This is a genomic window from Methylobacterium crusticola (assembly GCF_003574465.1).
Classification (GTDB): domain Bacteria; phylum Pseudomonadota; class Alphaproteobacteria; order Rhizobiales; family Beijerinckiaceae; genus Methylobacterium; species Methylobacterium crusticola.
In genome coordinates this window covers 1-2106 of sequence record NZ_KZ984690.1, presented here as the reverse complement: position 1 = coordinate 2106, position 2106 = coordinate 1, and the positions used below count along the sequence as shown (strand labels likewise).

Sequence of the window (2106 nt, the reverse complement as noted above, 5' to 3'; positions counted from 1 at the left end):
GGCCGGGCCTGGCGGGCGCCCTCGGCCTGCTCCTCCGCCCGTTGCCGCTCCTGCGTCTCGGCTGCCTCGGCGAGGAGCTTGCGCCGCGCCGCCTCGGCGTCCGCGGCGAGCCGCGCCTGGCGGGCCTCCTCGGCCGCCCGCTCGTCGGCGAGGCGCTTCCGGCGGGCCTCCTCGGCCTGCTCCTCGGCGAGGCGCCTGCGGCGCGGCTCGTCCGCCTGCGCCTCGGCCGGCCGCCGCTCCGGCCGCGCCTCGAGGAGGGCGAGGCGGGCCTTCGCGGTCTCGGCGAGGTCGCTGCCCGGGAACGTCCTGACGAAGTCCCGGACCGCCTCCGGATCGGCGCTGTCGCGGACGCGCCGCCAGGCCTCGCCGGCCGTCTCGCCGAGGTTGAAGTAGAACTGGCCCGGGTAGGACGACGACAGTTCCGGCGTCTGGCGGCCGCCGCTGGAGCGGTCCACCGCGCTGCTGACGCGCTGGAAGAACTGCGGCAGGTCGAGGCCGGGCTCGCCCATGGCCTTCAGGAAGGCCTCCGTGAAGATGCTGTTGCGGCCGACGCCGTCGTACGCGAGGGCGTCGGCCTGGGTCGCGTAGGCGACCACGAGGCCGCGCCCGTTGATCCGCGCGAGGCCCGTGTCGACGAACGGGTTGCGGCGGCTCTGCTCCTTCAGGGGCAGGTTGCGGCAGGCGTCGAGGATGATGATGCGCGCGCCCTCGGCCCGGTTGAGCTCGCCGACGACGTCGTCGACGCGCACCGTCTCGTACTCGAGGTCGAACTCGTCCTGGAGCCTGGCGTCCACGGGCAGCAGGTAGTTGCGTCCCTTGTACTGGAGGCCGTGGCCCGCGTAGTAGGCCAGGGCCGCGTCCGCGCCCTGGGCCGCGCGGGCGAAGCGGCGCAGCAGGTCGCGCATCGCCTCGCGGGTCAGGTCGACGCCGCCGATCACCTCGAAGCCCGACCGCTGCAGGGCGGCCATCACGTCCTCGGCGTCGTTGCGGGGGTTCGGCAGGGAGGGGAAGCGGAGGTAGGACGCGTTGCCGATGACGAGGGCGACGCGCCGCTCCGCGGGCGCCGCCGCGGCGTAGCCCGCGGCGAGGACCAGGGCGAGGCCGGTCAGCAGCCTCAGCAGCGCGCGCACGGGACGGGCCATGGCGGCGGGCCTGGGCGGTCGCGTCCGCGGAGCGCACCCGGCATNTGTCCGCGGCCGCGGGCTGCGAGCCCAGGGCGCTGGCGATCTGGGGCGTGTCGAACAGGTCCGCGCCGGCCTTGAGGAAGCGCATCGGGTCGACGGCGGCTGTGTTGATCCGGGTCTCGTAGTGCAGGTGCGGCCCCGTCGAGCGGCCGGTCGAGCCGACCGCGCCGATGACCGTATCCGGGCGCACCGTCTGGCCGACCGCGACCGCGAAGGCGGACAGGTGGCCGTAGCGGGTCACGACGCCGTTGCCGTGATCGATCTCGACGAGGTTGCCGTAGCCGCCGGAGGCCTCCGCCGTGACGACCCGGCCGGCCCCGGTGGCGTGGACGCCGGTGCCGACCGGCGCCCGGAAGTCCATGCCGGCATGCAGGGCCGACGCCCCGGTGAACGGGTCCTTGCGGACGCCGAAATTGCTCGTGAGGGCGTGGTCGAGACCCTCCAGCGGCCGGCGCAGCGGCACGCCGTCCGCCACGCCGCGCCAGCGGCGCAGGTCGTCGAGGCCGAGGTCGAGGAGGCGCACGCCCTCGTCGAACGGGTTGGCCACGGCGACCGGGCGCGGGGCCGGGGCCGCGGCGGCCGGCAGGGCGACGCCGAGCCCGCCGAGCACGGTGCGGATCCGGCCGACGCCGTTGCGCACCGCCCGGTCGAAGGCGGCGAGGACGCCGGTCTCCTGCCGCTCGACGCGGCCGAGGGACGCCTCCAGGACGTCGAATTGCTGGCGGGTCGGCAGGCCGAGGAGCGCCCGGATGCGCGAGCGGCGCTCCGTCTCCGCCACGCTGCGCACGCCGTCCTCGAGCACCGAGCGCGGCCCGGGGCCGGGCGCCGCCGGGGGCGCCTCGGCCGGACGCGGGCCGCCGAGGCGCAGGACGTTGGTCTCGGCGGGCGGGCGGGCGCCGCCCTCGCGGCCGGCCTCGCCCTC

Annotated in this window: 2 protein-coding genes; both read right to left on the bottom strand. The window is 76.9% G+C overall.

Features of this window, described 5'->3' with window-relative positions; genetic code table 11:
• Nucleotides 1–1142, bottom strand: a 1142-nt coding sequence (locus tag DT057_RS05960; RefSeq protein WP_203236202.1) for a caspase family protein, incomplete at its 3' end; no start/stop codon positions are given.
• A 45-nt stretch (nt 1143–1187) separates the two neighbouring features.
• The coding region (locus tag DT057_RS36660; RefSeq protein ID WP_244937364.1) for a M23 family metallopeptidase at nt 1188–1545 on the bottom strand (358 nt) is incomplete at its 3' end.
• Nucleotides 1546–2106 lie beyond the last annotated feature (561 nt).